Here is a 22220-nt window from a genome sequence, read left to right as displayed (position 1 = left end):
TCATCTCACCCAGACACAGACGGCGGTACGGTCGTCGCCGAACGACTGGGCGCGGAAACTGAGCTGCCAGTAGAACTCCGCCATGTTCGGCGGGCTGCCCTGCCACCAGGCGAGGATCTTGTCGCTGACGCCGGTGTTCTTCATCGGGTTGCCGAGGCCATCGGTGCAGAGCACGACGACGTCGCCGGCGGCGAGTTCGGCGACGCTCGCGGTCACCTCGCCCACACTCGCGGGCAGAGCGGCGGTGGCGCCCCCGGCGAGTTCCACCGGATCCTCCGCACCGAACGGCTCCTCGATCATCCCGTCCCGCAGCACGAAGGCCGGGCTGTCCCCGACGGCGAACAGCACGGCCTGGCGCCGCCCACCGGTCACCGGCCCGAACAGCGCCGCCACCAGAGTGGTGGACAGCGCCGACGGCTGTTCGCGGTATTCGTCCGCCTTCTTGCCGAGCAACTTCGAAACCTCGGTGATGAGACTCGCCAGACGGGTCCGGAGCATCCCCTCCTGTTCCGGATCGAGGAGGTCGGCGGCGTACGGTGCGATCACCGGCCCGAGGAGACGGCACAGCGCCGCTGAGCCGATGTGCGACAGCGGTTTGCTGCCCACACCGTCCGCGACACAGCACAGCAGGGCCTCCCCGCCGGGCGTGGACAGCTTGTGCACGGCGAAGCTGTCCTGGCGGGGTTCGCCGTACCACCTGTGGTCGTCGCCGCGCAGCGACGCCGCCCGGACCACCAGATCCGCGACCTCGTGACCGTCGATCATGGAGTCTGGCGGCGACTCCGGAGCGGTGGGGAAGCTCCGGGGTGTGGAGCCGAGGCGGGGATTGCCGACCAGGACGAGCGGTTCACCCGGCCAGTCGTCGGTGGTCAGGGAGGTGTCGTCCTGCTGGGCGGTGGGTGGCGCCTCGGTCATCGGGTTCCTTCTTCTGAATAGACGCAGGAAGGCGCGGATCACACCGGGTCCGCGGTGATGGTCGTGAAACCGGGCACATGATCGGGCATCACCAGCGAGGCGCCCTCGGACTGGTTCGACGCGGACTGGGTCCCGGAGTTGACGATCGAACGGATCAGTGACTTCGCGAACTCCTGCAAGGCCGCGGCCGGGCCGAGAGTGCCGTCGGCCATGAACGCCTTGGTGTTCGCGACCTGCTGAATCGTCTGCTGGTCGGCCTGGCCGAAACCGAAGGCCAGGATGTTCGGGTGCGGGCGCCAAGCCTGATCGTTCAGCGCCTGGTAGGTCTCCTGCCACTGGTTGCTGTTGGGATGGCCGTCGGAGAGGAAGAACACCGCCGGCCGGTAGACCTGGTGGCCCTGCGCCTTCAGGGCGTTGACGTCGTCGTTGATGGTCTGCCGGAGCAACTCGAACGCCTTCCGGTAGTCGGTGCCACCGGACGCCTTGAGCGCCGGCATCGACGTCACCGTGCTCATGTCCGACAGCGGCAGCAGGATCTCCGCCTTGTTGGAGAAACCGATCAGGCAGAACCGGGTCTTGTCGGAGACGACCGGGTTGCCGCCGATCTCGTAATGCAGCTCGGGAAGCGCCTTGTTGATGGCGTCGATGGGCTCACCGGACATCGACCCGGACTCGTCACAGACCAGGTAGAACGGGAGGATTTGCTGGCTCATGGGAATCTCCTCGGATGGGTGCTCACGCCGTTGCCGGCGTGTGCGGGTGGCTATTCGATGCGGGCGCCCCGGGGATCGCTGACCGGTAGTTCGTCCTCGGCGTCGGCACGTCCGCCGGTGGGGCGTGCGGGCGGTGTCCGCGGCGGCGGTGCCGGGGCGGGGGCGGCCGGCCCGGGAGACGGGGCTACCGGAGGCGGCGGTGCCGGTACCACCGCGGGTGCGGGCGCGGGTGACGGAACAGGTGCGGGTGACGGAACAGGCGCCGGAGGCGGCGGGCTGGGGTACGGATGGGTCGTGACCGGCGTCGGCCGGCGCCCGCTGGTGCTCCACTCGTACAGGACACCCTTGTGCATCCGTTCGGCCTCGGGTTTGAACCGCAGGACGGCGCCGCCGATCACCAGCCGTAGCTGCTTTTCGCCGTCGTCACGCACCATCCGCACCCGGATCTGCTGGTCCTCGCCGGTCTCGGCCCGGCCGAACTCCGCCGAGCGGCCGTTGCCGCTGAGCCGTACCGGCCGGGGCGCACCGACTCCGGGCGACGTGACCAGCAGTTCGCCGTACAGCCGCGGCCGCCGGTGCGCCGCCAGCAGCAGGGCGCCGATCAGTACGAGAAACAGCGCGCCGGCGAGGTAGTAGATCCACGGCCGGCCGAGGTTAGCGGACCCCGTCGCCGTCGTGTCGGTTCCGGTGAGCGGATGCTTGAGGAGCAGTTTCACGTCGTCCGCGAGCGTCGCGGCCCACGGGCTGCCGACCGTGCCGGTGACGTGCAAGGTCGTCGTGGCGTCGGCCGGGTCGTGGTAGGAGTAGCCGCGGTCTCCGGCCTCCCACTCGATGACAGCGGGCACGCGGACGGTCGCCTGTGGATCCACCGTGATCGGGCCGGTGGTCAGCCGGGCCCGGATCCGGGGGTCGTCGCTGGACACCGACAGCCCGCTGAGCTCGAGCGGGACGGCCGTGGCGGTGGAGTGGACCACAAGTTCGACGTCGTTGGCGCCCGGCTCCAGCTCCCGGGTTCCGGCCGACCAGCTCAGCTCCAACCCTCTGCCGTCGTCCGGGACGACCGCCTCGCGCACCTTCGCGGCACGTGCCTCCCGCTTGGGGATCTCCAACAGTTCGGTGACCTGCCCGGCCGTGGCGGCGTCCAGCCTCCGCGGCCGGTCGAACACGGTCGCCATCAAGCCGGCCCCCGTCGCCTCGGCGATGGGCAGGGCGTACGACCGGAGCGCCGTCTTGTCCAGGTCCTGCACCCGGTCGCGGAGCTGTCCCCACCGGTAGCCGGAGGTGGTCGGGTACGGGCTGCCCTTCGGCGGCTCGTGCCGGCCGTCGGTGACCAGGACGACGCTGGCGATACCGGGTGCGCCGGTGCGGCCGAGCGCTCCGACGGCCTTCTCCAGGGCCGCGCCGATGTCCGTCCCGTTACCGTCCGCGCTGGGCGGCAGCTTGTCCACCAGGCCGTCCGGCGAGTCGCCGACCGGCCCCTGGTAGGCCACCGTGGCCTTCCGGTCGAAGGTGATGAGCGTCAGCGTGTCGTTCGGGGCCAGCGCGGCGAAGAAGTCGCGCAGGCTCTTCTTCAGGTTCGTGTACCGGTCGTCCTCCCGCATCGACTGCGACGTGTCGGCGAGGATGACGTAGTCGGCCGGGATGTCGTCGATACCCACGGACCGTTCGATGTCGCGCAGCGTCTCCGGATCGGCCTGGGCCGGCGCCGCTCCCGGGCCGGCGACGATCAGCAGGCAGGCCAGGGTGGTGGCGCCGGCGAGGGCGCGGGTCGTTCTCATGATGGCGCTCCTTCGTCGGACGGTGATCGGGACCGGAAGAAGCCGCGCGATTCCGGCTTCGGCGGTTTGTGCTTCTTGAGGATCTGTACGAGGAAGTCGGACCGTCTGCGGAGGAGGTCGGCGTGGTTCGCCAGCCAATGGGAGAAGTCCCGGGCACGGTTCTCGCCGCAGTGGCCGTCGAGGATGTAGGCCATCCCGCTGCCGGCGATCGGCTTCAGCCCGATCTTCAGCGCCTCGGCCGACAGGGCGTCGATCAGAGCAAACACTTCCGCTGGTGAGTCGAGCCGCTCCCAGTTCCGGATCTCGGTCAGGATCTCCACCACGCTGAGTCCTTCGGCCTGCGCCTGGACACAGTTCTGGATCATGGCGGTGGGGGGTACCTGCCGGCTCACGGCCTCGCCGAGTCTGATGCGCGCCACCCGGATGCCGAGCCCGGGCACCAGCTCGACGAGGCGGTCCAGGACGGTGGGTGAAACCTCGGCGATGGCGGCGGGATAGCTCACCGCCCGTTCCGCGAGCCGCTGGAACACGGCGGCCGCGGCCGCCGGGGAGACACGGTCCGCGAACGTGAGCAGGAACGCGACGCCATTGCGGTCCAGGATCGTACGGGTGACCTCGGTGGCCAGTCCGGACGCGTACTCCACGGCCAGCGACGCGTCCAGGAGAGTGAGTCTGGCGTCGAGCCCGGCCAGGTATCTCGCTGTCTGATCCGGGTTCAGAAGGCCGGGGTTGTGCCGCAGCGGGACATCGGCGGCCAGCCGCAGCAGGTCGAGTGCGGCATGATTCTCCACGGACGTGCTGCCGGTGGTCTCGGTGATCCGGAGGAACAGCTGGACCAGAGCCGGGTCACGCTGCCGTAACTGGTTGTGTAGGACGCTCCATGCGTTGGCGCATTCCAGGAAGACGTCGGCGCCCGCCGCCTCGGCGGTGACCGCGAACAGCGCGAGGGCGACACGGCTGCCGGTGAACATCTTGTCCGTCGCCTGTTCCTTGGTCAGCTCCGGCCGGCCGGCTCGCATGGCGGCGAACGGCTCCGCCCACACCGGCAGCGGTGTCCGCCGGCTGAAGAGCAGTTCGGCCCAGCGCGACAGCGATTCGCCCCGCGACAGGTAGGCAGCCGTCAGCACCCGTGCCGCCGCGGCCGGCCGGGCGAGCAGTTCCTGTTGCAGCAGTACGGTGAACGGCAGGTCGGTGGCCGTGGTGAGGAACGTGACGACCCGTTCCAGCTCCGGCCCCTGATCGGCCCCGGCGATGAGCGTGGTCAGGAACCACGTCTGCTGACCGCTGGCGCTCGCCAGCCGCCAGATCGCCCGCATCCGGCTCTCGGCCGAGGTGAGCGCCGCGCCCACCACCATGCCCGGGACCATGGGCACGGGCCAGTAGCGGGCCAGGACCTGCAGGTCGTAGTCGGTACCGTGGTCGAGTACCTCGCGCACCAGGCGCTCGGTGATCTCCGGCTCGACGAGATTCAGCTCGGTGTCCGGTTGCCGCATCAGATCGGCGACCGTGCCGGCGGTGGCCGCCCGCCGGATCAGGTCCTGGTAGACCGCGTAGACGCGGTCCAGATCGGCGAGACTGTCCAGCACCTCGCCGGGACGGTCCACCGAGTACGGGCGGCGGTTCGCCCACAGTTTGGCGAGCAGCTCGGCGATCCGGCGGCGGCTGCCGTCGCCGATCAGCCGCAGGAGGCGGTGCGCGTAGTCCTGGGCGACCCGGGTGCGGAACGTGATCGGCTCGCCGCGGCGGATCATCTGCTGGCCGGTCATCACCCGGTTGCTGAACGCCAGGCGCAACCCGTGCTGTGAGTCGTTGGGTGTCCAGGTGCCGACCGCCAGGGAGTCGCGGATCCCGTACGGGAGCAGGCCGAGGACCGCGTCCAGGCAGCGCATCCGATCGGGCAGCCCGGTCATCGGGCCTTCCGGCGCGATCACCACCGGACCTTCGAGCAGCAGTGCGGCAGCCTGGATCAGCAGTTCGGCGCCGAAGCCGTGAACGAAACCGGCGAGCTCGTCCAGGACCGGTCCCGAGGCGCGGAACGTGAACCCGGTGCCGTCCGCCGGGCTCTCGCGCGTCAGTGCCCGGTACTGCGCCTCGTATCCGGCACCGGTGGTTGCCACGACTTCGGGATCGAGATCGAAGTATCTGGTCAGGGTCGCCGCCCGGCCGGACGAGTCGCGCACCTCGTCGGTCGGCCACTCCATCGACGCCACCGCGGTGCGCCGGCCGGTGCCGGAGGTGACCGGCGCGAAGTAGACCCACGGCAGCGCGTCGGTCTGCCCGGCGGTCGCCGTACCGGGGTTGCTGCGGACCAGTTCCCGGGCGAGAGCGTAGTAGTCCTGACGGCCGGGCCCGGTGTCGTCGGCGGCCAGCACGGTGTACTCGCCGAGTTGTCCGGGCCGTTTGCCGATCAGGGCCCAGCGGACGGCGGCGGCCTGCCGGTCGGTGACGGTCATCGTGATTCCCGGCGGATCGTGCGTTCCAGAGCGATCAGCGGTTCCAGGATGTTGACCGGCCGTACCGCGCCCCGCAGCCGGGGCTCGCCGTTGACGAGCTGGGTGTTCTGGAAATCGCCGGCCTCGAACCGTCCGCTCGGGCCGATCCAGAAACCCACCGACGAGGTCGCGTAGTAGCGCACCCGGTCGTCGTGGAACGTGCTCCGGAGCATGCTCGGGAACTGCAGAGTGCTCGAGTCGATCGAGTAGCGGTCGATCTCCCGGCAGATCCAACCGAAGTAGTCCTCGGCGCGGTCGTCGGGCACCCGGGGCACGCCGTCCTCTCCGATGTCGACGAGCCGATGGTGCAGCGCGGGCTTGAACACCGCCGGATCGTCGAACTTCGTGATGCAGACGGCCACGTGATGCGGAAGGATGCCGTCGTCGAGCCGGCCGGTCTGCCGCAGGCGCAGCTTGAGGGTCTCGAACAGTTTGTGGAAGAACATCCAGTTGGATTCGGCGCCCTCGGTGCGGCCGATGTCGCGGGTGGGGTCGAACAACAGGACCAGCGCGTCGGCGACGGCCAGCCGTTTGAGTCCCTCCTCGCTGATCGCCGCTCCGTTGAGCAGGAAGTCACCGCCGGGCCGGTCCTCGACGTCGATGTCGAATCTCACCTTGGCGCCCGGTGCCGGGCGGCGCAGACGGCGGGGTGTACTGGGCAGCTCGCCGTTGATCTGCCAGTGGTACTGCGTGACCGAGTTGGTGATCGCCGGAAATCGGTGGCCGACCACGAGATCCTGCTTGCGCTCGGTGAGGAACGTCAGCGAGGCGTCGTCGGTCGCGGTGATGCGCCAGCGCCCGAGCGGCTGGTCGGCCATGTCGACCGCGATGCTCAGCGCCGCGAGGAACGTCGTCTTGCCGCCGGACGGCGCCCCGCACAGCCCGAACCGGATCGGCGCCGGTCCGTGCGCCGACGGCGGATTGCCGGCCGGCGTGGCAGGTGTGACCGGGGGCGGAGTGACCGAGGGCGGCGTGGCACCCGGGACGGTTGTCGGCGGCACCGCCGAGCTTCCCGGGCGTACCACGGCGGGGAACGAACTCTGCTGCGGAACTCCGGTGCCGCTCGTCGTGTCGTACGGCATGGTCACGTGGTCCTCCGAAGAGCCACGGCCGAGGTGGCCGCGGCATAGGGAAGCGGGGTCTCGGGCGTCACGAACGTGGCACCGATCAGGTTCAGCAACTCCGGTACGGAGGCCGTCCCGGCGTTCAGCCGTGCCGTGCCGCCGAGCGTCCGCCAGGCCGCGGCGGCGTGGTTCAGGGTGGGGTGGTAAACGTGCGGGAGCGTGCCGAACCCGGGATCGGACCACACCGCTATCCGGTGCACACCCTCGGCGGTGAGCCGATCCGTCAGCACCCGCCAGTCATGGTGGGCCGGGCAGGGCAGCGCGTGGTCCATCCGCTGTTCGTCCTGGTAGGGCGGCCGGCTACCGACCGTCACCAGGACCCGGACCGCGTCCGGGCGCCACGACTGGGCGACCACGCGGGCCAGGGCGTCCTCGAGCGCCGCGGCCAGGTCGTAGGTGTTCGGCCGCGGGTGGACCACGGCGGCCGCCTGCCGGACCGTGTGCGGGTCGGTCAGGTCGACGGTGCTCAGGAGCCCGTCGGCGGGACCGGACGAGGAGTGCTGCCCGTAAACGATCAGCCCGGCCCGGACCCAACCGCCGTCGCGGACCTCGCAGTCCAGGGCGGTGATGGTGTCCCGGACCAGGGCGAGCCGTTCGTCGTGGTGCGCACCGGTGACGGCCTCGACAGCGAAGACGACGTCGATCCGGTGATCGGCCAGCCGCCGGGGCACAGCCTGCAACAGATCCGGCCAGGACCACGGCGCCGGGCTGATCTCGGCGCCGGTGAAGACCGGATCGGCCTGGTCGTCGAAGGTGATGCCGATGCGGGTCGGGCGCCCGCGCGGCAGGTTCACCGCGACGATGTTCACCGGCCTCCACCGGGAGGGCCGGCTGTCGTCGCGGACCACCAGGGCGAACGAGACCGGCCCGTCCGCACCGACCGGGGCGTACAGCTCCACCTCACCGGGTGTCGAGGTCCGTTCGCCCATCCGGAACACCGGCCACGGGCTCAGGCGGACGACACCGTCCGGGTGCGGATCGAGCAGCACCACGTCGTGGCTGAGCCCGACCGGCGCCTGCCGGACCAGACCCTGCAGGAGGGTGTGCGCGTTCTCGGCCATCGCATGCGCCAGCGTCGTCGCCGGCCAGTAGTGCCGGGCCAGCAGTTCGACGACCCGGTCCAGGACCGTCCATCCCGGTGCGCCGTTGATCAGCACCAGCGCGGTGCGCCGGGGCAGCGCGATCTCGGGCAGCGCCCGGGAGATCGCGTCGACGATCCGGGCCGGGACGAAGCCCGCGTCCTTGACGTCGCCGTCGGCGAGCACGTCACCCCGGCCGATGCCGCCCGCCAGGGCGAAGTGCCGCAGCGCCGGGTCGACCGGGAGATCCTGGTCGAGGTCCTGCCAGGACCAGTGCCAGTCGAGGATCTTCAGCCGGGTGATCCGGAAACCGTTGACGTCCGCGGTGTGCACCTCCAGCCCGTCCGGGCGGACGCACAGGAACGCCACGGCGTGCAGGTCGTCGATGACGAGCGCGGCCAGCAGGTCGGCCACCACCGACGCCGCCCGGTCCGGATCCGGAGCGGGTTCGGCGCGCAGCTTCTCACCGGCCGTCACCACCACGCGGAAATCCGGTCGGCCGCCGCGGACCACATCGCAGAGTTTGTCCACTACCGACTCGTCACCGGCCGCGGCCAGATGCGCCGCGCGCAGGTCCCACCGGCAGCGCGCCTCGGCCAGCCGGGCCGCGTCCTCGGGACCGGACCAGTCACAGACCTGACACGGCCGGCCCGGTGGGTCCACCGCCCAGCAGCAGACCGGACAGCGCGTCACGGGGGGCTCACCTCGACGAAGGAAGACACGTTCTCGCTCCTCAGACCTCGTCGCCCACGATCCGGAAACCCTCCGGTGGAGCGACGGCCAGCGCCGACTCCCCGCGGGCGAGGGCCGTGGCGAACGACACCAGGCTGGTCGTGACCGACTGCCAGAACGCGGTGACCGCGGTGGCGGGGTCGATCTGCGCGTCGGCGACGAAACCGAACTCGGGGCGCGTGGCCACGGTGCGGATCGCGTCGGGGCTGACCCCCGCCACCCCGCAGGCCACCATCGTCGGCGCGGCCGGCAGCACATTCCGGTCGGCGAGCCGGTCGCGAACCGACGTCCAGGCCGGGTCGCTGCCCGGCGGGGAGGCGCTGAGGAAGAACACGATCGGCCGGTTCACCCGGTATCCCGCCTGCTTGAGCCCGCTCACGTCGAGGGGGACGCGCTGTAGGAGGCTGTCGAAGACCGCTGCGAAGTCCGCTGTGCCGCCGTAGCCCGGGTCCGGCAGGGTGGTTCCGGGTGTGACCGGACCGAGCGGGGAGAGAATTCGGGCGGTGTCGCCGAAACCGATGACCGACAGGTGGACCCCGGCGGAGCCCCGGTGCTGTGCGCCGAGCTGCTGGACGAGCCCGGCGAGGCCCGCGTCCGACTGGGCAGCCCAGGGCGCGGCCGCGGCCGACCGGTCGAGGACCAGGTAGATCGGGTGAACCGAACCGCCGGTGCCGGCCTCGGGCATTGCCGGAGCCGGAGCCGGCTCTGGGCTCAGCGGTTCCGGTGACCGGGGCAGCCGCATCCGCGTGGACGGGGTCTCCGTGGACGGTCGCGCCGCGGGCCGGGTCGCCGGCCGCCGAGCCGGTTGCGGCGAGTGGGCCGGCTGTGGGGTGGGCGCGGGCTGCGGGGCGGGCGGGGCGGACTGCGGCGGCGGAGCGGCTTGGGTGGGCACGGCGGGCGGGCCGAGCCGGATGACGCCGCGTTCGCGATCGGAGGCCGGAGCGGAGGCGGCGGGCTGTTGCCGGATCGCCGGGCCGGTCACGACCGGAGACGCCGACGGTGCGCCGCCGTTGCCCGCGGGCAGAGCCGCCCGGCCGGCGCCCGAATGAGGCCCGCCAACGGTGATCGCCGGGGTCCCGCCCGGTGCGACCTGGTTCGTGAGTATGCCGATGATCCAGGTCCGTTGCGCTCCGTTGAGCAGGTTGTTGGCGATCAGGAACTCGAACCTCTTGAGCATCGCCTCGTTCTGCAGGTCCTCGCGCTGGAGACGGGCCTGATCCTTCTGGTTGAGCAGATTGATGGCCTCGGCGGCGTTGTTCGGGTTCTGCGCGATGAACAGCTCCAGCAGCCGGTGCTCGTCGATGTTGAGCGCCTCGATCGCTTCGACCCGGTGACGGAGCTGATCGGTTTCGAACCGCGCGCGCATGGCGGAGAGGTCGCCCTCGAGTTGGACGCCGGCGATCTGCTCCCGCCGCTCGATGTGCTGCAGCACACCCTGTTGCGACGCGGTCCGCATCTGAGCCGCGTGCCGGGCCGCGTCGGCGTCGAGTTCGAGCTGAGCATGGCAGCGGTACACCTCGATGCCCTCGCTGAGCACCACCGGTTGCAGGAAACGCGAGTTGACCGTCGCCTCCGCCTGCCCGACCCCGCCGATCTCGAACGAGCGGCAGATCGGGCGGATGATCTCGAGCAGCCGGGTTCGCACGACGGCCAGCCCGTCCCCGCCGACCCGGCGTTTCACCACCTCGACCGGGTCGTGTACCCGGTAGCCGAGCTCCAGCGTCGCCTCGAAGTGGAACGCCGGGTCGGCCGACGGGAGCTGCCGCCGGTTGATGGTCAGTTCGATCTCGTGGTCACTGGTGTCGACGTCGATCCGGTGGCGGTACCGGGACCACAACCCCTCGGCGAGGTTGAGTGTCCGCCCGCCGTCGACGCGCTCCAGGTGACCGTCGGCGGTCACGTAGACGACCACGATGTTGGGCTGAAGAACCTGCTTCGCCAGTGCCGTTCGCGGCACGGGCTGCGGGTTGCCGATCAACGCCGTCGGCTGATTGTTCATAGACCCTGCCCTCCACGGCTGATCTCGGTCTGCGCGGCCTGAGCCGCGTTCGGTGTCGGTCTCCCGGTCTCGCTCTCGGCCCAGTTGGCGGTCTCCACCAGGAGGTGGTTACGGAGCAACGGGTCGTCCTCACAGGCCATGCGCAGGATCTCGGCGAGAATCCGGCAGCCGGCGGGGTCGGCGTCGACGTATCGGGCCCACTCGAACAGCACCTCGTCACCCTGCTGCGGCAGGTAGACGCTCTCCGCCAGCAGGTGCTGCCAGATCCTCGCCAGTCCGTAGCGCAGCTCGGGGTGGACCGCGGCGAGCCGCAGCAACAGCGGCCATCCGGTGACCGGGCCGCCGGGCGTCTCCGGCGGCACGTCGACCAGCAGGTTCGTCGCCATGATCAGAAACGTCAGGTGCGCGGTCGCCTCGCGATCGGAGTCGCCCAGCCAACTCAGGATGAGCGCGAGGATCGGCTCGGCGAGCAGGTCGCTGTCGTGCAGGATCAGCTCGGAGAGGCTCTCGCCGACGGCCACGCCGACGCGGATGTCGTCGACCAGCGCCAGCCGGTGCAGCGCGGCCAGGGACTCGTCCGGTTCGCTCCGGCCGAGGCTGAACCCGTACGCCAGAGCCGCTGTCGCCTGGGCCCGCGGATCGGGGTCCTGATCGTCGATGCCGAAGTCGCCGTCGTCTCCGTCGCCGGGCATGTTCAGCCAGCTGCGCACCATCCGCCGGATCACCGGCCGGAGTTCGGGATCGGCCGCCGGCACGTGCAGGGCGTGCGCCGCCGCGGACCGCCGCCACGGCGAGTCGCTGCGCGCCCAGCGTTCCAGCACCACGCTGCTCACGTACTCGAAGGACTCGGTGGCCAGCACGCCCAGCGCGGTGGCGGCCCAGACCCGGACCGGCTCGGTCTTGCTGATGACCAGATCCCCGAGCCAGTCCAGCACGACCCGTTGTGCGGTGAACTCCGCCCAGGCCCGGCGGAGGACCTGCGCCGCGTACGTCTTGTCGTGGTACCGCATGATGTCGGCGCGGGTGGCGCCGTGCTTGCCGCGGACCGAGCTCCGCTCGATGGTGGCCCGCAACGCGTGCAGTCGTTCGCTGCGCGAGGTCTTGAAATGGTCCATCGTGGACCGCAGGGTCAGCGGCGTGCCGGCTCCGCTGCCGGTGCCGGTCACCAGGCCGGGAACGGACGGTTCCATCTTGCGGCGCAGCAGGCGCACCGCGTCCATGACGAACTCGCTGGGCAGGCCGTTGAGCACGGCCAGCGCGACCGAATGCAGCCGGGTCTCGGCGTCGAGTTGGTCGAACCAGATCGAGAAGGCCAGCTCGGAGCGCCGGTCGATCTGCCTGCGGACCTCGTCGAGGTCGATCACCCCGCGGGTCCGCTGCACGTCCGAGATCACCCGGGCGAGTTCGCCGACCTCGCGCAGCGGAGTGTCGTCGCGCACGACCGTCGCCACGAACGACGCCAGTTCGGCGGCGCCACGCAACTGTTCGCCGTGTCCCGGCAGCCGCCATTCGAGGTGTCTGAACAGGGCCTCCACCCGGGCGGGCGGGGGTGGCAGGCGCACCGTCAGGTCGAGTAGATCCTCCTCGCCTAGTAGCGCCTCGCCGGACACGGTGACGACCAGATGGGCCCGGTGGGCCTCCAGCCGGGACGTCACAGCGCTGAGGGCGTACGCGCTCAATGCGGTCGCCTCGCTCGGGTCGCTCAGGATGTATCCCGCGTCGTCCTCGAGCTGTTCCAGCCGCTCCAGGTTCTCGTCCGAGTTGAGCAGCAGGATTTTCTGGACGCCGCGGTGTCGCAACAGCCGGATCGCGGCGGCGACCTTCCCGTGTCCCGGGTCGGCACAGATGATCACGGCGCGGCGGTCGGTGTACCGCTCGATCACTGCCAGCAGCTCTTTCCGGCCGGCGTAGGCCTTCTCCGCGGCCTCGACCAGGTGGCGTGGCAGTTCACCGGGCCGAATGTCGGTGCCGGTTCCGAAGTACGCCTTGAGTTGGTAGCCCACGATGTCCCGGGCCGCGCTCGCCTCACCGGCGAACGCGTTTCCGATGGACAGCGCCTCGATCGCCGATTCGGTGAGCTTGTGCCGGTCGGAGATGTTCCCCGCGTCTCCGACGGCTTTGCGGACGGTCCCGCGGTTGGCGGCGAGCGACGGATCGGCCGGGCCGGCGGCGCCACCGTCTCCGGCCGGTGACGGCGGAGCGGTGGGTGCGGTCGCCCCGTTGGGCGTGGCCGATCCCGTGGGGCGCAGTGGTGGGGCCCCGTCGGGCGGGGCGGGGCGGGCTGTGGTCTCGGGGTCTGCCGGCGCCGTCATCGGTCGGTCCGCTCGGGCCGGGGTGCGGCTGTCCGGTTCTGGGTGCCGATGATGTCCCGGGCCCGGACCGGCCCGCCGAAGACGTTGCCGATGTTCTGGGCCCGCACCGACCCGATGCCGCTCGCCGGGGCCTCGGGCTCGCGGTGGCCGGCCCGGTCGTCAGGGCCCCCGGTGTCCGGCGCCGGTGGTGGGCTGCCCGCCGGCGCGGTGGGGATCCGGATCCAGGCCCGCGCGTCGACCTCCTTGTCGATCACGCGGCACTCGCGATAGGCGCCGGCGTCGAGCGCGGCGTGTCCCTGGGCGATCACCCCGTGATGGAGATCGTCCGAGACGATCACCGCGATGTGCGCGGCCGGGTGGTCGCCGAGGACGGCACGGACCGCGGTGGAGTCCACCAGCCTCGCCGCGTGGTTGATCGCGGCGCCGATCCAGCCGTTGCCGTCGTGCCAGACGAAGCCGGAGTTGACGGCGATCCGCAGACGCATCCGGTACTCGGGCGTGCGGGACTTCGCCCGATGTCCCACCTCGGTCTCCAATTCGTGAAGGAAACGGCCGAGGACCTCGATCGGGCCGGTACGGGGCAGCAGGATCAGCATGCCGTCGCCGCGGTCCTCGATCGCCGGTTCGTCGGCGGTCAAGCCGGACTCGCTGATCGCGGTACCGACCATCTTGTACAACGACTCGCGGAGTTCCGCCGCCACGGAATCCGGGCGCTTTCCGAACTCCGCGATATCCAAAAAGACGATCAACGAACTGAACGGGCGTTGCGCCATCGGGTCCTCACATGTTTGGCCTCAGGAGGAAGGGTTTACCGTCCGCGGCCGACATCGAGAAGGACATCTGGCGTATTGCCGCACGGCTTGCGCCCTGCCTGGAATTCTGTCGAGCGAGGTCCACGGAAGACAGTGACCGATGGTGGCTTCCGATGCCCTGTGCGGACGCTGAGCCGCAGTACGTTCGCAAGCAATGATGGTACGTTCGGTCGACAATGGGTTAAGTCGCCCAAAAGGATGAGAGATTCCCACTGCAGTGGCGTTACTGTCGCCGGTTCTTCTGTCGCCGGCGGAATACGGGCTCGGCGTCAGGGGACCGTGACGTGGGCGTCTCTGAGGGTGACCGTGACGGCGTCGCCGGTGCCTCCGGAAGCGCCGAAGGTGACCCGGCCGCTGGTGTGGCGCGGGCCGGCGGCGCGGCCGAGGGAGAGGTCGTTGGTCAGGATCGTCTTGCCGTCCACCGCGACCTCAGCGGTGCGCCCGACCACGTCCACGCTGATCAGGTGCTCGCCGTTGTCCTCGATGTCGAGTCTGGTCAGTGTTCCCAGGTTCGAGTTGAGCTGCTCCGAGTAGTCCAGCACGCCGTCGTTCACATGGGACAGGGAGACGTTCTCGGCGCTGACGCCCGCCAGGTAACCGTCGCTGCCCGTGGGGCTCAGACGGAACCAGATGATCGTCTCGCTGTCGACCGTCATCTCCGTACGGACCTCGATGTGGGTGTCGCCCTCGAAGACCTGACCGGGACCGCTGTCACACTGGGCCATGAACGTGGTCTTGATGACCAGCCCGGAGTCGAAATCGCAGGTGGCGCCGTTCTCGTCGGTGAACGGCCGCCACAGCGCCGGCGCGGTCAGCGGGTCGAAGAGCTCCTTCGCGGACAGCCGCACCGCGGGCGCCGGGGCCGAGGAGCCGCCGGGAGCGGCACCGGTGGCCGCCGAACTGCGGTGGCTGTCGCCCAGTCGCGTGCCGGCCCAGGATCCGCCGGCGACGAGCAGCACGACCGCGGCTGCCGCGGCGGCGACGCGCCGCCGGTCACGGCTCTTCGGCCCGGGTCGGCCGCCCCGGACGGTAGGGGTGTCTGTCCACATCTCGATCGGGTCGGTCGGGCTGTCGGCGGAGCCGCCGGTCAGTTCCAGGAGCAGTTCGCGGGCGGTCGGCCGGTGGGCGGGATCCTTGGCCAGGGCGCGGGCCACGATCGCGGCCAGGGCGGGCGGCAGGCCGCTCAGGTCAGGTGACCGGGTGAGGATGCGGGCGGCGGTGGCCATCGGATTGTCCGCGGCGAACGGGTTGTGGCCGGTGGCGGCGTAGGCGACGACGGCCCCCCAGGCGAAGATGTCGGCAGCCGGAGTCAGCTCCTGGCCGGTGGCCGGGGCGAGTCTCTCCGGGGCCATGTACGAGAGAGTGCCGACCACCTCCTGCGCGCGGGTGTGATGGCTGGTCGCCTCGACGGCCTTGGCGATCCCGAAGTCGATCACCTTCGGGGAACCGAGGGCGAACAGCACGTTCGCGGGTTTCAGGTCGCGGTGGATGATGCCGGCGCTGTGAATGGCCACCAATGCGGACGCCACTCCGACGGCGAAACTGTGCAGCCGGCCGCCGCGCAGGGGCCCGTGGTCGCGCAGCACGTCGGCGAGGCTGGGCCCGTCCACGTATTCGACGACCAGGTAGGGCGTTTCGTGGTCGGGGTCGGCGTCCAGGACTTCGGCGGTGCAGAACGCGGGCACCTCGCGGGCCCGGTTGACCTCGCTGCGGAACCGGGCCCGGAAGTTCTCGTCACGGGCGTGCTCGGCTTTGATCACCTTGACGGCGACCAGCGTCCCGGCCGGGCCGCGACCGAGGAAGACCGCTCCCATGCCGCCTTCGCCGAGGCGGCTGATCAGCTCGTACCGGCCCAGGTATCGAGGATCCTCGGGGCGCAGCGGTGAAGTCACCCGGGCACTGTAAAGCCCACGCTCTCTCCTGGACACACGTCAGCCGACCGCGATGCGGGCATCACGGAAGGTGACCTTGATCTCGGGGCCGCCGAAGACGATGGCGCCGAAGGTGACTCTGCCGCTGGTGTGCCGCGCCCCGGAGGAACCGGCGAGCGACAGGTCGCTGGTCAGCACCCGTTTGCCGTCCACTGAGATCTTGGCGTTGTCCCCGGCCACGTCGAGTTTGATCGAGTGCGGGCCATTGTCCTCGATGTCGAGTTCGGGGAGGTTGCCGTCGTCGGAGTTGCGGATGTCCGCGTGATCGACCTTGCCGTCGTTCTGGAACTGGATGGAGACGTGGGTGGCGCAGACCAGTGCCGAGTAGCCGTCATAGCCGGCGGCGCTGTAACGGAACTCGATGACCGCGCAGGCCTCGGAGCTGAGCTCCGCCTGAACCTCGACGTGTATGTCGCCTTTGAAGGCCCGGTCCGGTCCGGAGTCGCAGGTCACCTCGGAATCGGTCCGCACGACCAGGCCACCGTCGAACCGGCAGGTGCTGCCGTCACCGCCCGCGAATGTGTTCCACAGTCCCGCCGTGGTCAGCGGGTCGAACAGTCCCTTCGCGGACAGCACGGCCGTGGCGGCGGGTGTGGGCGCGGGACTGAGCGCGGCCGAGGAGGGCGGCGCCGACCCGCTGGGGTGGCCGCTCTGGCCGAGCCGGGTGCCCGCCCAGGCGCCACCGAGCGTGAGCAGCACCGCGACCGCGGCGGCGGCGATGACACGAGGCCGCGGGTGACCGGCCCGTTCGGTGTGGGTGTCCGCGCGCATCTCGATCGGGACCGTCGGGCCGTTGTCCGGTCCGGCGGTCAGTTCCAGGAGCAGTTCGCGGGCGGTCGGCCGGTGGGCGGGGTCCTTGGCCAGGGCCCGGGCCACGATGGTTGCCAGGGCCGGCGGCAGACCGGTCAGGTTCGGCGGCTGGGTGAGGATGCGGCCAGCGGTGGCCATCGGGCTGTCCGCGGCGAACGGGTTGTGGCCGGTGGCGGCGTAGGCGACGACGGCCCCCCAGGCGAAGATGTCGGCGGCCGGTGTCAGATTCTGATCGGCGCCCGCGTCGAACCTCTCCGGCGACATGTACGACAGGGTGCCGACCATCTCCTGCGCGCGGGTGTGATGGCTGGTCGCCTCGACGGCCTTGGCGATCCCGAAGTCGATCACCTTCGGCGCGCCGAGGGCGAACAGCACGTTCGCGGGTTTCAGGTCGCGGTGCACGATGCCCGCGCTGTGGATCGCCACCAGCGCGGACGCCACCCCGACCGCGACACTGTGCAGGCTGCCACCCCGCAGCGGCCCCTGATCGCGGATCACCTCGGCCAGGCTGGGCCCGTCCACGTATTCGACGACCAGGTAGGGCGTCTCGTGGTCGGGGTCGGCGTCCAGGACTTCGGCGGTGCAGAACGCGGGCACCTCGCGGGCCCGGTTGACCTCGCTGCGGAACCGGGCCCGGAAACTCTCGTCACGGGCGTACTCGGCTTTGATCACCTTGACGGCGACCAGCGTCCCCTGCGGATCACGCCCCAGGAAGACCGCTCCCATGCCGCCTTCGCCGAGGCGGCTGATCAGCTCGTACCGGCCCAGGTGTCGAGGGTCCTCGGGGCGCAGGCGAGAAGTCACGCGCGAACTCTAGTGCCCTCAGTGGTAAGTGTCCTCGTGAGACTTCTCGAAGTCGCGGACCTCGGCGAGCCGGTTCTCGGTCAGCAGGCGGGCCCAGTCCGGGTTGCCGAGCAGGATGCGCCCCAGCGCCACCAGGTCGAACTCGCCGTGGGCCAGGCCGGCGAGCAGCCGGGACATCTGAGTCACGTCGCGGGTCAGAGCCACCGAGCCGACGGTGATCGTGGGACGGCCGGTCAGTTCGTGGGCCCAGCCGGCCAGGTTGCGCGGGGAACCGGGGAAGGCCGGCTCCCAGAATCGGCGCTGGGAGGCGTGGAAGACGTCGGCTCCGGCGTCGGCCAGCACCGTGAGGATCTGCTCCAGCTCGCCGGCGGAGGACGCGATCCGCGCACCGTGGTCGCGTTCCTTGAACTGGGAGAACCGGACGATCACCGGGAGTTCGCCGCGGACCGCCCGGATCACCTCGGCCGGGAACGCCGCCCGGCGGGCCGGGGAACCGCCGAAGGCGTCGGTGCGGTGGTTCGTCTCCGGCCACAGGAACTCGTCCAGCAGGTAACCGTGGGCCGCGTGGATCTCCACGGCGTCGAAACCGGCGCGGGCCGCGACCCGGGCGGCTTCGGCGAACGCCTCGACGATCACGTCGATCTCGGCGGTGGTCATGGCGTGCCCGCCGGCACCGGACGGAGTCCACGCCTCGACACCGTCCACCGGGCGGCGCTCGCTGCCCAGGTGCCAGAGCTGGGCGGCGATGTGCCCGCCGGCCGCGTGCACCGCGTCGGTGACCTGCCGCCAGCCGGTCTCGGCGGCGCCCGCGGTCATCCGCGGGACGGTGGTCTCGTGACTCGCGGTGGGGTGCCCGACCAGGGTGCCTTCGGTGATGATCAGACCGATCCCGTTCTCGGCGCGCCGACGGTAGTAGTCGGCGACCTCACCGGTCGGCACCCCGCCGGGTGATCGGAACCGGGTCATCGGCGCCATCACGAGACGGTTGGGCAGTTCGAGTCCGGCGACCACGGCGGGGGAGTCCAGAAGAGTGGGCATGGCGTTACGCTAAAACTTGACACCGATGTGAGGGTCAAGCGTTGTGAGCGGGGAGACATCGATGCGGATCGGGGACCTCAGCGCGGCCACCGGAGCCAGCGCGCGGTCACTGCGTTACTACGAGGATCAAGGGCTTCTGACCAGCGAGCGGGGTACGGGTGGGCAACGGCACTACCCCGACGCGGCGATCGAACGGGTCGCACTGATCAAGTCGCTGCTCGCGGCCGGCCTGTCCAGTGCCACGATCAAGGACGTGCTGCCGTGTGTGGCCGACGAGAGCGCCCGCACTCCGTGGCTGGCCGGCCGGCTCGCCGAGGAACTGTCCCGGGTGGAGACGCAGATGGAGGATCTGCGCCGCACCCGGGACATCCTGGCCGGCCTGGTCCGTGACTACCGGGTGGATCAGCGGTAAGGCGGGAACCGGCCGCTCATCATCTCCGGCGTCGGTGTTCCGGACAGCTTCTCGACCGCGATCGGATCGGTGACCGCCCGCCAGGTGTGGAAGTCCTGCCGGCCCGCCGCGAACGCCGCCTTGTACCGGAACAGCGAGTCGTCGGCCCCGCCGAGCCCACCGCCGATGTGGTGGACCAGGTTGCCCGCGGCCTGTCCCCACTGCCGGACCTCGTGGTAGAGCAGTTTGTCCGCCCACCAGATCTGACCGTCGCGGGTGGACTGCAGGTGGGTCTGCATGATCCGGCGGTAGGCGAAGAACAGGTTCCCGCCCAGCACCTCACCCTCGTGCACGGCCGCCGCCAGGTGGACGTGGTCGCCGAGTGCCGTCCGCAGCCGCTGGAAGTGGTCCAGGTCGAAGAAGTAGAAGCCGGTGGCGTTCACCCGGCGCATGGTGGAGTGGTAGGTCTCGACCCACGGTTCGAGCAGGTCCCAGTCGTCGAAGACGATCCGCACCCCGGCGCGTTTCGACTTGTTGATCTGGTTGCGGTGGGTGCGATGGGTGTCCAGCCAGATCTGGTCGGGGGTGAGGGTGAGGTCCACCGACACCGTCTGCCCGTGCTGGACCACGGTCCCGGTCTCGGCGAGGGCCGGGAGCGGGACCGGCAGCAACGGATGCAGCCTGGTGAAGACGGTGATCACGTCGTGGGTGCGCAGCAGGGCGGCCATGTGCCGGACGGCCCGGCTCCAGAACCCCACGTCGGACGGGGGCACGTCACTGACCGGACCGGGATAGCCGTACGGGGAGACGGCGTCCCGCAGCCCGGTTCCCGGCACCGGCCGTAACACCAGTGGCAGCAGGAACACCTGGCCCATCTCGTCGTAACGGAACGCCACCGGCGTGCCTCCGGAGAGGCGCGCGTCGAGTGTCACGTACGACGGCAGGTGGTAGACATCGTGGTGGACGCGCCGTAACGCGTCCGCCCACGCCGGGTCGCCGGGTTCCAACAGGGCGCCTTCGGCCATCGGTCATCCCTTCGTTCATGCCGTATGGGGTATCGCCCGCGCCGCCGCCACGGAATCGGTCGTCTCTCGGCGCCGGGCCCGGCTGGACCGGCGCGCGCTCAGTGTCCACCGCAGCAGCGCGCGGGGAATGGTGCTCTGCGTCGACAGGTGCAGCAGGTAGCGCCACGTCGGGTATTCGCCGCGCCGGTTCGACAGCGCGTAGGAGAACCGCCGGGCCGGCAGTTCGGCGTACTCGGGCATCCGTTCGAACCAGGCGCTGCTGGCCCGGGCCGCGCGCTGCAGCGGGGCGAGCGCGGCCTTGCGGCGGTGCTCGTACCGTTCCAGGGCCACCGGCAGATCGTCCCCGGCGGCGATCGCGTCGGCCAGGGCCATCGCGTCCTGCAGGGCCAGTTTGGTGCCGGACCCGATCGCGAAGTGGGTGGTGTGCGCCGAGTCCCCCATCAGCACGACGTTGCCGTGGTCCCAGCGCTGGGCGGTGACCCGCCGGAAGTTGAGCCAGCCGGTGCCGCCGACCTCGGCCCGGTGGTCGACGAGCGGGGAGCCGTCGAGGTGGGCGGCGAAGATGCTCTGCAGGCGGGCGCAGCCGGCTTCGGCGCTGAGCGAACCGAACTCCAGGGCCGCCCAGGTGGCGGGCGTGCATTCGACGATGAACGTGCTGGTGGTGCCGTTGAACGGGTAGGCGTGGAACCACACCCAGCCGGCCTCGGTCTTCTCGAACCCGAAGGTGAACGTGTCGAACACCTTCGGGGTGCCCAGCCAGATGTACTTGTTCCTGGCGATCTCCACCTCGGCGCCGAAGTGTTCGGCGTGCTGTTCGCGGATCCGGCTGCGCGCCCCGTCGCAGGCCACGATCAGGTCGGCCGGCGGCAGGTCGGCGGGGTCGGTCAGCTCGTCGGAGTAGCTGACGCGCACGCCCACTTCGGCGGCCCGTTCGCCGAGGATCTCCAGCAGCCGGTGCCGGCCCATGCTGAAGCCGTACCCGGCCAGGTGGGTGTCGGGTTTGCCGGTGGCGCGGACCTCGTACTCGTCCCACTTGTACGCGGCGTCCCAGATCCGCTGCGCGCTGACCGGGTCGTAGGTGAACAGGTCGTCGAGCAGGTCGTCCCAGAACACCACACCCCAGCCCCAGGTGACCCCGGACGGGTTGCGTTCCAGCACGGTGACCTCGTGCTCGGGGTTGGCGAGTTTGGCCAGGGTCGCGAAGTAGAGGCCGGCGGGACCGCCGCCGACGCAGGTGATCCGCATGGCGGGCTCCTAACGGTAGGCCGGGAAGGTGGTGGTCAGGTCGGCCGGATCGGCCTCCGGGCGGCGCTCGCGCACCAGCCGGTCATAGACGGCCGGGTCGGTGATCACCCGCCAGGTGTGGAACGGGTTGCGGCTGGGCGAGAACCCGGCCTTGTACGAGAAGAGCGAGTCGTTCGCCCCGCCCTTGCCGCCGCCCAGGTGGAACACCCGGTCACCGCGCTGCTTGCACCAGCGCCGGACCGAGTCGTAGAGCAGTTCGTCGGCGTACCGTTTCGGGGCCCGGCGGGTCGAGGACACGTAGCCGGTGGCGATCCCGTCGTACGAGAAGAAGGTGTTGCCACCGACCACCTCCCCGTCCTCACACGCCACGACCAGGTGCATCCGGTCGCCGACCGCGTCGTGCAGGGCTTCCAGGTGCTCGCGGGTGAAGAAGTAGTACGAGGTGGCGCCGACCCGCCGCATGTTGTCGTGGTATACCTCCACCCACTCGCCGAGCCGGCTCCAGTCATCGAAGACGATCTCGGTGCCGGCACGTTTGGCCCGGTTGATGTGGTTGCGGTGGTCGGCGCGGGTCTGTTTCCACATCTCGTCCTCGGAGACGGTCAGGTCCATCGAGACGGTCTCACCGTGGTGGACCAGTTTCCCGTGCGACGAGAGAGCCGGGGTAGCAAGAAGCGGATGTAGGCGGATGAAAGCGGACACAATTCGCAAATCGCGAAGGGAGTCCACGAAGGCGCTGCAGGCTTCCTCCCAGAACGGGAGAGAGGACGTGGAACAGACGGGACCCGGGTAGCCGTACGGCGAGATCGCGTCCTTGAAGTCCGAATCCGGGATGTCCCGCAGGATGAGCGGGACCAGCAACCGCCGCCCCTCCCGCTCGTAATGGAACGCGGCAGGTGTGCCGCCGTAGAGCCGGGCGTCGAGGACGACGTAATCCGGCACGTGGTACATGTCGTGCCCGACGTGCTGGAGCGTCTCCTTCCACTCGCGTGCCGCCGGTTCCAGCAGCGTTGCCGTCAT

At 70.5% G+C, this 22220-nt stretch carries 16 protein-coding genes; 1 reads left to right on the top strand and 15 read right to left on the bottom strand.

Annotated features, from left to right (window positions below; translation table 11 throughout):
- From BLU81_RS20460 to BLU81_RS20405, 12 genes are all read right to left on the bottom strand, one after another.
- Positions 1–915, bottom strand: a complete 915-nt coding sequence (locus BLU81_RS20460; protein ID WP_092546155.1) for a protein phosphatase 2C domain-containing protein — start codon at positions 913–915, stop codon at positions 1–3.
- Between the two features lie 38 nt (positions 916–953).
- On the bottom strand, positions 954–1628 hold the full coding sequence (locus tag BLU81_RS20455) for a vWA domain-containing protein (protein ID WP_092546154.1): 675 nt from the start codon (positions 1626–1628) through the stop codon (positions 954–956).
- A 50-nt stretch (positions 1629–1678) separates the two neighbouring features.
- Complete coding sequence (locus BLU81_RS20450) at positions 1679–3406, bottom strand: vWA domain-containing protein (protein WP_092546153.1); 1728 nt, start codon at positions 3404–3406, stop codon at positions 1679–1681.
- Positions 3403–5859, bottom strand: coding sequence for a hypothetical protein (locus BLU81_RS20445; RefSeq protein WP_092546152.1), 2457 nt, complete (start codon positions 5857–5859; stop codon positions 3403–3405). The genes BLU81_RS20450 and BLU81_RS20445 overlap by 4 nt, the downstream gene beginning before the upstream one ends.
- The gene (locus BLU81_RS20440; RefSeq protein ID WP_157751700.1) at positions 5856–6986 is read right to left on the bottom strand and encodes a hypothetical protein; all 1131 of its coding nucleotides are present in this window, start codon (positions 6984–6986) and stop codon (positions 5856–5858) included. The genes BLU81_RS20445 and BLU81_RS20440 overlap by 4 nt, the downstream gene beginning before the upstream one ends.
- Positions 6983–8794, bottom strand: coding sequence for a hypothetical protein (locus tag BLU81_RS20435; protein WP_157751699.1), 1812 nt, complete (start codon positions 8792–8794; stop codon positions 6983–6985). The genes BLU81_RS20440 and BLU81_RS20435 overlap by 4 nt, the downstream gene beginning before the upstream one ends.
- 40 nt (positions 8795–8834) lie before the next feature.
- Positions 8835–10832: a vWA domain-containing protein gene (locus BLU81_RS20430; RefSeq protein WP_092546149.1), complete on the bottom strand. Its 1998-nt coding sequence runs from the start codon at positions 10830–10832 to the stop codon at positions 8835–8837.
- Positions 10829–13144: a hypothetical protein gene (locus BLU81_RS20425; RefSeq protein WP_092546148.1), complete on the bottom strand. Its 2316-nt coding sequence runs from the start codon at positions 13142–13144 to the stop codon at positions 10829–10831. The genes BLU81_RS20430 and BLU81_RS20425 overlap by 4 nt, the downstream gene beginning before the upstream one ends.
- Positions 13141–13917, bottom strand: coding sequence for a nucleotidyl cyclase domain-containing protein (locus tag BLU81_RS20420; protein WP_092546147.1), 777 nt, complete (start codon positions 13915–13917; stop codon positions 13141–13143). The genes BLU81_RS20425 and BLU81_RS20420 overlap by 4 nt, the downstream gene beginning before the upstream one ends.
- A 308-nt stretch (positions 13918–14225) precedes the next feature.
- Positions 14226–15848 carry a serine/threonine-protein kinase gene (locus BLU81_RS49910; protein ID WP_092546146.1) on the bottom strand — a complete coding sequence of 541 codons (1623 nt, stop codon included), beginning with the start codon at positions 15846–15848 and terminating at the stop codon, positions 14226–14228.
- A gap of 39 nt (positions 15849–15887) precedes the next feature.
- Positions 15888–17501, bottom strand: coding sequence for a serine/threonine-protein kinase (locus BLU81_RS20410; protein ID WP_092546145.1), 1614 nt, complete (start codon positions 17499–17501; stop codon positions 15888–15890).
- A gap of 18 nt (positions 17502–17519) precedes the next feature.
- On the bottom strand, positions 17520–18539 hold the full coding sequence (locus tag BLU81_RS20405; RefSeq protein WP_092546144.1) for an oxidoreductase: 1020 nt from the start codon (positions 18537–18539) through the stop codon (positions 17520–17522).
- A gap of 61 nt (positions 18540–18600) precedes the next feature.
- On the opposite strand from BLU81_RS20405, the gene BLU81_RS20400 reads away from it, so the two are divergent.
- The gene (locus BLU81_RS20400; RefSeq protein ID WP_092546143.1) at positions 18601–18951 is read left to right on the top strand and encodes a MerR family transcriptional regulator; all 351 of its coding nucleotides are present in this window, start codon (positions 18601–18603) and stop codon (positions 18949–18951) included.
- Here BLU81_RS20400 and BLU81_RS20395 read toward each other — a convergent pair.
- From BLU81_RS20395 to BLU81_RS20385, 3 genes are read right to left on the bottom strand one after another with little or no spacing between them, the layout of a single operon-like run.
- Positions 18942–19955, bottom strand: coding sequence for a GNAT family protein (locus BLU81_RS20395; RefSeq protein WP_092546142.1), 1014 nt, complete (start codon positions 19953–19955; stop codon positions 18942–18944). The two genes, BLU81_RS20400 and BLU81_RS20395, sit on opposite strands and share 10 nt — an antisense overlap.
- A gap of 15 nt (positions 19956–19970) precedes the next feature.
- Entirely contained in the window at positions 19971–21200 is a 1230-nt protein-coding gene (locus tag BLU81_RS20390) for an FAD-dependent monooxygenase (protein WP_092546141.1), read from the bottom strand.
- A gap of 9 nt (positions 21201–21209) precedes the next feature.
- Positions 21210–22220, bottom strand: a complete 1011-nt coding sequence (locus BLU81_RS20385) for a GNAT family N-acetyltransferase (RefSeq protein WP_092546140.1) — start codon at positions 22218–22220, stop codon at positions 21210–21212.

The sequence above is a fragment of the Actinoplanes derwentensis genome, assembly GCF_900104725.1.
Taxonomy (GTDB): Bacteria; Actinomycetota; Actinomycetes; order Mycobacteriales; family Micromonosporaceae; genus Actinoplanes; species Actinoplanes derwentensis.
Note: the sequence above shows the minus strand (reverse complement) of the source record. Positions and strands in the feature narration are given on the sequence as shown.